Annotated in this window: 6 protein-coding genes; 3 read left to right on the forward strand and 3 right to left on the reverse strand. The window is 34.3% G+C overall.

Going from position 1 to position 8,382, the window contains the following annotated elements:
- Nucleotides 1-13 precede the first annotated feature (13 nt).
- The 3 genes from DR980_RS10210 (at nt 14) to DR980_RS10220 (ending at nt 2,329) form a co-directional block, all read left to right on the forward strand.
- On the forward strand, nt 14-919 hold the full coding sequence (locus tag DR980_RS10210; RefSeq protein ID WP_113635713.1) for a ribonuclease Z: 906 nt from the start codon (nt 14-16) through the stop codon (nt 917-919).
- 96 nt (nt 920-1,015) lie between these two features.
- Nucleotides 1,016-1,660: a pyridoxamine 5'-phosphate oxidase gene (gene pdxH, locus DR980_RS10215; RefSeq protein ID WP_113635715.1), complete on the forward strand. Its 645-nt coding sequence runs from the start codon at nt 1,016-1,018 to the stop codon at nt 1,658-1,660.
- A 165-nt stretch (nt 1,661-1,825) separates the two neighbouring features.
- Nucleotides 1,826-2,329 (forward strand): CAP domain-containing protein, encoded by a 504-nt coding sequence (locus DR980_RS10220; RefSeq protein WP_113635717.1) that lies wholly within the window; start codon nt 1,826-1,828, stop codon nt 2,327-2,329.
- A 514-nt stretch (nt 2,330-2,843) separates the two neighbouring features.
- Here the strand turns inward: DR980_RS10220 and DR980_RS10225 are convergent.
- The 3 genes from DR980_RS10225 to DR980_RS10235 all read right to left on the reverse strand — a co-directional run.
- Complete coding sequence (locus tag DR980_RS10225) at nt 2,844-4,784, reverse strand: OmpA family protein (RefSeq protein ID WP_113635719.1); 1,941 nt, start codon at nt 4,782-4,784, stop codon at nt 2,844-2,846.
- Between the two features lie 10 nt (nt 4,785-4,794).
- A complete protein-coding gene (locus DR980_RS10230; RefSeq protein WP_113635721.1) occupies nt 4,795-5,703 on the reverse strand; it encodes a PorP/SprF family type IX secretion system membrane protein in 909 nt (302 codons plus the stop codon).
- A gap of 156 nt (nt 5,704-5,859) precedes the next feature.
- The coding region (locus tag DR980_RS10235; protein ID WP_146779236.1) for a gliding motility-associated C-terminal domain-containing protein at nt 5,860-8,382 on the reverse strand (2,523 nt) is incomplete at its 5' end.

An 8,382-nucleotide genomic window follows, 5' to 3' on the forward strand; every position in this document is an offset into this window, starting at 1 on the left:
AACACGAAAAAACTTGAAACTAACAATCCTTGGTTGCTATGCAGCAACACCCCGAACTTTTACCAATCCTACTTCACAGATTTTAGACATAAAAAACAGACTTTTTCTGATTGATTGCGGGGAAGGAACGCAAGTGCAACTGCGGAAGAATAAAATCCGATTTTCTAAAATTAACCATATTTTCATTTCCCATTTACACGGAGACCACTTTTTTGGATTAGTGGGTTTAGTGTCCACATTTACTTTGCTGAACCGAACTACGGATTTGCATATTTATGGTCCAAAGGGCATCAAAGAAATTATCAAGTTGCAACTGCGATTGTCGAATTCCTGGACGAATTATGGTTTGTTTTTCCATGAATTGGAATCTTTGGAAAGCGAAATTATTTTTGAAGACGAAAAGGTTTTGGTCAAAACCATTCCTTTAAAACATCGTGTGTATACGAATGGTTTTTTGTTCCAAGAAAAAATTGGCAACCGAAAACTCAATTTGGATGCCGTCCAAAATTATGAAATAGATAGTTGTTATTACCAAAAAATAAAAAACGGAAAAGACATTACACTTGAAGACGGAAGAGTAATAGAAAATAGCAAATTGACATTTGATCCTATTCCTGCAAAGAATTATGCTTTTTGTTCGGACACCGTTTACAATGAAGCAATGCTTCCAATTATAGAAAATATAGATGTGTTGTACCACGAATCTACTTTCCTGCAATCTGAGGAAAATTTAGCTAAAAAAACATTACATTCTACTGCTAAAGAAGCGGCAACAATTGCTTTGAAAGCCAATGCTAAACAATTAGTTTTAGGTCATTATTCGACTCGATATGAAAGTATCGAATTGTTTAAGGAAGAAGCAGAAACTATTTTTCCCGAAGTACTCTTGGCTGATGACGGAAAAACCTTTGAGTTTTAAATAAAAGAAAACAATTTTAAGCATCAAATAACTGCTGAATTTTTCGATGATTTTAAATCGAATGGTTCAGCAATCAACATTTTTAAAATAAAAATTATGAATGACTTAAGTAATTACAGAAAATCATACGAGAAGAGTGAGTTATTGGAATCTAATATCCCAGAAGACCCAATAAACTTGTTTAACCGATGGTTTCATGAAGTAGAAGACTTTGGAGGGGACAGTGAAGTTAATGCGATGACAGTCGCAACAATAGGCTTAGATGGTTTTCCAAAATCTCGAGTTGTATTGTTGAAAAAATTTACTGAAGAAGGTTTTATTTTTTACACCAATTACAATTCAGAAAAGGGTAGGGCTATCACAGCAAATCCGAATGTTTGCCTGTCTTTTTTTTGGCATACTATGGAGCGACAGGTAATCATCAAGGGAATTGCTAAAAAAACTTCGGAAATAACTTCTGATAGTTATTTTGAATCTAGACCCGATGGAAGTAAACTGGGAGCAATTGTGTCCAACCAAAGCGAAGTGGTGCCTTCAAGAGAATTTTTAGAAGAAAATCTAAAACAGTTGGAAAAAGATTTTGAGAGTATGGTAATTCCAAGACCGAAGCATTGGGGAGGATTTTTAGTAACTCCTTTAGAGGTAGAGTTTTGGCAAGGAAGACCGAATCGATTACATGATAGAATTCGTTATACAAGTCAAGATGATTATTCTTGGAAAATAGAGCGTCTTTCTCCTTAATGTAAGAAATATACATATTTAATTATTTTTATGATGTAGTTCGTCGATTTTTTTTGGTATTTAAACGATAAAAGATGTATGTTTGAGTAAGAAATAAAAAAACATAGTATTATATATTAAAGTTGTTTGCCCCACAATCTACTTTAAACCTAACCTACCAAAATTATGAAGCTAAAATTACTTCGTGCATTATTGCTCGCTGCTGTGATATGCACTATGAATTCCTGTTCCTCAGACAGTTCTGAAATTGAAGCCGCTGACGCAACTGTTCAAAAAGTAGTTACTTACTCATACAATTCTATTGAGTTAGAGACTATGGAATTGATAAATGCCCACAGAGTTAGTAAAGGTTTAAATCCGTTGGAAAAAATCAATCACATGTCGTACAAATCAGAAGAACATGACAATTACATGATTGCAAATAATGTAGTGAATCATAATGATTTTGCAGCTCGCTCAGAAAACATCATGAAAACTTTAGGTGCTAAATCGGTTAGTGAAAATATTGCTTACAACTATAATACACCGCAAGCAGTATTAAATGCTTGGTTAGCGAGTCCTGGTCACAAAGAAAATATTGAAGGGAACTTTACTCATTTTGGAATTGCCATCAAAGAAAATCCTGCAACTGGAAAAAAGTATTACACAAATATTTTTGCTAAAATATAAGTTGAGTTTTTTATAATTAAAAGGCTGTCTTCTCCCCAAAAGACAGCCTTTTATATTTTCTAAAAATTTGCAAAAGGTTACTTAAGAAAATTAACTTTAAAGCAGTTGCGTGAATATGATTTAAATTCTATTTTGGCTCAAAGAACATAGATTATATTGCTTTTAATAATCGTTTCAGTTGCTTTTATTATTCGAGTAAGAACCATTAAATACTAGTTTTTTAATCTTTTCTCTATTTATATATACATTACTATTTTATATATTCGATAATAGATTTTATTGAATTTTCTTAGTGTAAAAATTATTAAAGAGTACTACATTTTAAAAAGTCTAATGAATCTATTTCTCATTAGGCTTTTTTTATATTTGCTTCTTATATAGTATGTATTTTGATTATCAGTATTGAGGATATTTTATTTATGAATTGTAATACTCTATTCTAGTTGAGTTTAAATAGTGTAAAAAAAATAGGCTGTCTTTATCGGACAGCCTATTAAATTTGAATTGTAAATGTTTAAAGAGCAGTAATAATAAATTCACTTCGTCTATTAAGTTGGTGTTCTTCCTCAGTGCATTCTACATCGTCTGAACATTTGTTTACCAGTTGAGTTTCACCATATCCTTTGCCAGTTAATCGGTCAGCACTTACGCCATTTTTGATTAGCCAGTTGATAGTAGATTTCGCTCTTCTATCAGATAAGGCTTCATTATATTTGAAAGTTTGTCTGCTATCGGTATGGGAACGAATATCAAGTTTCATTGTTGGATTTTGGTTCAAAACATCTAATATTTTTTCTAAATCAAATGCTGCTTCTTGACGAATATTTGATTTATCTAAATCAAAGTAAATCATTTTTATATTAAAACATTTACCCAAATCATCACCAATGGTTACTTTACATTTTGCATTTTCCAATGCGATTGGTAAATATGTTTTTCCATTTTCTTCAGCTATTGTAGTCTTTACTTCTTTTACAGTATATTCAGGTTTTTGAGCCCTTACGTAGTATGTTTTGCCACATTCAACTGTAAAAGAATAAATAGCTTTGTCATCAGATACAGTAGTGCTAATAGTATTAAATTGATTATCAAATAATGTTATTTTAGTGTCTGGAAGTAATTCTGCAGTAACAAGATCAGTAATCTCCCCGAATAAAATCTGTTGGCATGTAATTTTTTTTAACTCTAAAAATTTATAAATATCATCATATCCCAAGCCACCATCTCTATTGGAAGTAAAAAAACCTCTTCTAGATTTTGTATCTATTAAGTAAGCAAAATCATCTTTAGGTGAATTGATATCGGCACCTAAATTTTGTACGTCACTAAAAGTTCCATTAGCATTGATATTTGAAACAAAAACATCTAAACCTCCCAAACCTGGATGTCCGTCTGAAGCAAAGAAGATTTCATTTTCATCATTCACAAATGGAAAAGTTTCTCTTCCTTCAGTATTTATTGTTTTACCTAAATTCTCAGGTACGCCATAACTTCCGTCATCATTTAGTTTTACTTTAAACAAATCGGACTGACCTATAGTACCTGGCATATCAGAGGCAAAATATAATGTTTTGCCATCAGGACTTAGCGTAGGATGTGCTACACTGTAATTGTCACTATTAAAAGGAAGTTCAGTTATATTCGACCAAGAGTCATTTTCTAAAGTGGCTTTGTATATTTTTATTAAAGTAATTTTATTTGCATCTTTTCCTTTTTTTCCATCAAGATAATTGTTTCGCGTAAAGTACATTGTTTTTCCGTCTTTTGTAAAAGCAGGGGTAGACTCATGGAATTTAGAATTTATCTTTTTGTCAAACTTTTGTGGTTCTTCAGGAGTCATATTTTCCCCTAAATTTGCAGAATATAAATTAGTGAAATATTGATTTGTCCATTTGTGTTTTCTTTGTCCTAAACTTCCAGTGTCCCTCGCTGAGGCAAACACGATTTCATTTGAATAAAGTGCAGTTCCATAATCAGAATAGATGGAGTTTACCCCAGCATCCTCAATTTTATATCTTCCAGAGTTGGCTTTTATCGCGTCAAGATAATTCACGTTTTTCATGAAAAGCTTTCCGCGACTATCGTTTCCCGATTTTTGATTGAACAATTCCAATAGTTCGTTTGCTTTATCGTTTTGACCGATAGATCTCAAAGATTGTGCATAACGGAAATAATATTCGGGTTCCAAGTCGGTAGTATTCATTGCTAATAATTCACCATACCATCTTGCAGCTTTTTCTAACTCAGCATTGAAATAATAGGAATTGCCTAATTTTTTAAACATGTCAGCTGATTTATATCCTTTCTCAGCCACTTTTTCGTAGGTTTTTATGGCATCGATATAGGCATAGTTGTCGTACTTTTTGTCGGCAACTTTTACCTTTTCTTTTTGCGAGTACACATTAAATGAAAACGCAATTATTAATGTTATACAAAAGAGTATATTATTTTTCATAATAATTTTTTTAGAAGAATCGTGGAGTTATAATTTTACCATTATTTTTAAATATCTCATAACGTAAGAATATTTCGTGTGATCCAGAATTGTAGTTACTTAATCGGGTTGTTTCTCGGTCATATCCATATCCAATATACATTCCATCAGAAATTTGAAATCCAACCATAGCACTTAATGCTGCACTCCATCTATAGGCAACACCAACGACAAATTTCTCATTAAACATAAAATTACCAGAAAGATCGACTTGTAGTGGCGCACCAATGACCATCTTAGTAAGTACTGCCGGTTTAAACTTTAGTGTGCTGTTGATATCAAAAACATAACCACCTATTAAATAGTAATTTATTCTTTCTCTAAATATCGCGGTTTCATTATCATCATAACGGTCAGATTCAATAAAATTAGGAATGGAAATACCTACGTAGGCTTTGTCAGAATGTAGATATAAACCTGCTCCAATATTAGGGGAAAATTTATTATTTATGTCTTGTATTGATGGATCTGTTTGAGATGGATTTAATTTTGAAATATCTAAATTGAATAAATTGGCTGTTGCTTTGATCCCAAATGATAGTTTGTAAGTCTCCGATGTAGGAATGGTGTATGAGAAATCAGTAGAAATAGTGGTTTCATTGGTTGGCCCAATTTTATCATTAACAAAAGAAATTCCTAAACCTAGATTGTTATCATTTAGAGGAGTATTGATTGATGCTACGTTTGTAACTGGGGCACCATCCAAACCTACCCATTGCGTACGATGCATAGCAAAAATACTCATTGCTCCTCGAGATCCTGCATAAGCGGGATTGATGTTAATGGTATTGTACATGTACTGAGTATATTGTGCATCTTGCTGTGCAAAACCAGTAAATGCTGTAAACATTAACAAGATTAAAAATATTTTTGTTCTCATAGTAGATTTTTTTAATGTGATTGAACTAATTCTTTTTTAATATCCAAAAGGATAGCTGAGAATAATTTCAATATTATTTATATTAAAGAATAGGGCTAATTCAATTTTTTAACCCGAGGACTTTTGACTGTCCTCAGGATTAAAATTAAGTCAAATTTATTTAGTAAGGTATAAATACCCGTCTAATTTTTTGATTTCCACTTTACCATTTCCATCAATAGAACTGTAATTTAGAATATAAAAATAAGTTCCAGTAGGTAAACCTGATGACTGATTAACAGTTGTTCTTCCGCGAGAGATACCTTCAAAATTATTAGATTGGTTATTGTAATTTTTAGTTTCAAAAACTAATACACCCCAACGGTTATATATTTCAACTGTATTTTCCGGGTAACAAGCAGTATCGTCAATATTATCGATAACAAACACTTCATTTATACCGTCTCCATTTGGTGAAAATGCATTGTGTACTTTTATGTCACCACATCCTAAAACGATACAATCATCGTTTATGTTTACAGTTAGTACTATGTTTCTTGGACAATCACCTTCATTGATTCTATATTCAAAAGTTTTATCGCCTAAACTCAATCCAAAAGGGGATAAGATGTTTCCTTGTAATGCTCCAGTATTATTAACATCTACCCAAGTTCCGTTTGTTGGAGTTCCTTGAGGCAATAAATTAAAGATATTAATTGGAGAGGAATCTCCACTACAAGCAGAGCTTGCAATTGTTATTCCGCTGTTTGCCACTGAGACGTTAACGGTTTGAGTAAATATAGAAATATTTCCACAAGAATCTGAAACAGACCATTTTCTTACAATTGAATAAGAGTTCTGAGAACTATTAGTGATTGTCTCTGTATATATTGCAGGAGAAGCCGTTGAACAATTATCTGCAAAAATAAGTTCTGGTTTTAAAGGAATAGCATCACAATTCACATTTATAGTTGCAGCAAATTCAGTGGTAGTAGTTGGACCAGTAGTATCTTGTACACTTATGATTTGTGAAGAAGTACTCGAATTTCCTGCTGAATCTGTAGCTGTCCAAGTTCTAGTTACAGTGTATGAACCAATACAACTTCCTTGAAGAGTTGTGTCAACGAATGCTAATGTAACAGAGCTACACGTATCAGTTGCTGTTGCTTGAGCAAAATTTGGAGTTACACTACAACTTATAGTTGAAGGTACTGGTAATTGAGCAATTACCGGTGCGGTACTATCCTTAATTGTTATGGTTATTGTTGCGGTATCACAGTTTTCTGGATTTAACTTCTCACATATTTGATATGTTAAAATATAAATTCCAGGATTTGTACCATTTAATGTATTGATGTTTCCAAGGTTATCCAATTGAATATTTGAATTTTGCCCAGAAACCAAAGTGATATTCACCGTTGAAGCTACTAAGGAGTTTCCATTTAGTGAATCATTTTCTAACACATTTCCTAATATGCCTGATGAGGTACAATTTTCTATGGAATAGACATCATCATTAGCGACAATAGCAGGAGCCGTAACGCTAACGGTAACGGTAGCTGTATCACAATTGGTTGGATTTAGTATTTCACATATTTGGTACACCAACGTGTAAGAACCAGCAGGCGTACCCGCAGCCACTACCACATCAGTACCAGATAAAGTCACACCAGCATTTGTAGCAGAAACAAAAGTCGTAGCCACTTGCGAAGCCAAAACAGGCACTCCGTTTAAAGTATCGTTAACCAATACATTGGTGAAAGCCGTTCCGCCGTTGGCACCGTTTACAGTAGTTCCGGCATCATCATTAGCGACAATAGCAGGAGCCGTAACGCTAACGGTAACGGTAGCCGTATCACAATTGGTTGGATTTAGTATTTCACAGATTTGGTACACCAAGGTGTAAGAACCAGCAGGCGTACCCGCAGACACTACCACATCAGTACCAGATAAAGTCACACCAGCATTCGAAGCAGAAACAAAAGTCGTAGCCACTTGCGAAGCCAAAACAGGAACCCCGTTTAAAGTATCGTTAACCAACACATTGGTGAAAGCTATTCCACCGTTGGCACCGTTTACAGGAGTTCCGGCATCATCATTAGCGACAATAGCAGGAGCGGTAACGCTAATGGTAACGGTAGCCGTATCACAATTAGTTGGATTTAAGATTTCACAGATTTGGTACACCAAGGTATAGTTACCAGCAGGTGTACCCGCAGCCACTACCACATCAGTACCAGATAAAGTCACACCAGCATTCGAAGCAGACACAAAAGTCGTAGCAACTTGCGAAGCCAAAACAGGCACTCCGTTTAAAGTATCGTTAACCAACACATTGGTGAAAGCCGTTCCGCCGTTGGCACCGTTTACAGTAGTTCCGGCATCATCATTAGCGACAATAGCAGGAGCGGTAACGCTAACGGTAACGGTAGCCGTATCACAATTGGTTGGATTTAGTATTTCACAGATTTGGTACACCAACGTGTAAGAACCAGCAGGCGTACCGGCAGCCACTACCACATCAGTTCCAGATAATGTAATTCCAGCATTCGAAGATGAAACCGTAGTCAAGACAACTTGCGAAGCTAAAACAGGCACTCCGTTTAAAGTATCGTTAACCAATACATTGGTGAAAGCTATTCCACCTTTGGCACCGTTTACAGGAGTTCCGGCATCATCATTAGCGACAATAGCAGGAGC

It is taken from the genome of Flavobacterium psychrolimnae (assembly GCF_003312425.1).
GTDB classification, from domain to species: Bacteria; Bacteroidota; Bacteroidia; order Flavobacteriales; family Flavobacteriaceae; genus Flavobacterium; species Flavobacterium psychrolimnae.

Excerpts from the sequence above, each read along its gene's own strand:
- pdxH (WP_113635715.1), top strand. The coding sequence starts at position 1,016 with ATGAATGACTTAAGTAATTACAGAAAATCATACGAGAAGAGTGAGTTA.
- DR980_RS10220 (WP_113635717.1), top strand. The coding sequence starts at position 1,826 with ATGAAGCTAAAATTACTTCGTGCATTATTGCTCGCTGCTGTGATATGC.
- DR980_RS10225 (WP_113635719.1), bottom strand. The coding sequence starts at position 4,784 with ATGAAAAATAATATACTCTTTTGTATAACATTAATAATTGCGTTTTCA.
- DR980_RS10230 (WP_113635721.1), bottom strand. The coding sequence starts at position 5,703 with ATGAGAACAAAAATATTTTTAATCTTGTTAATGTTTACAGCATTTACT.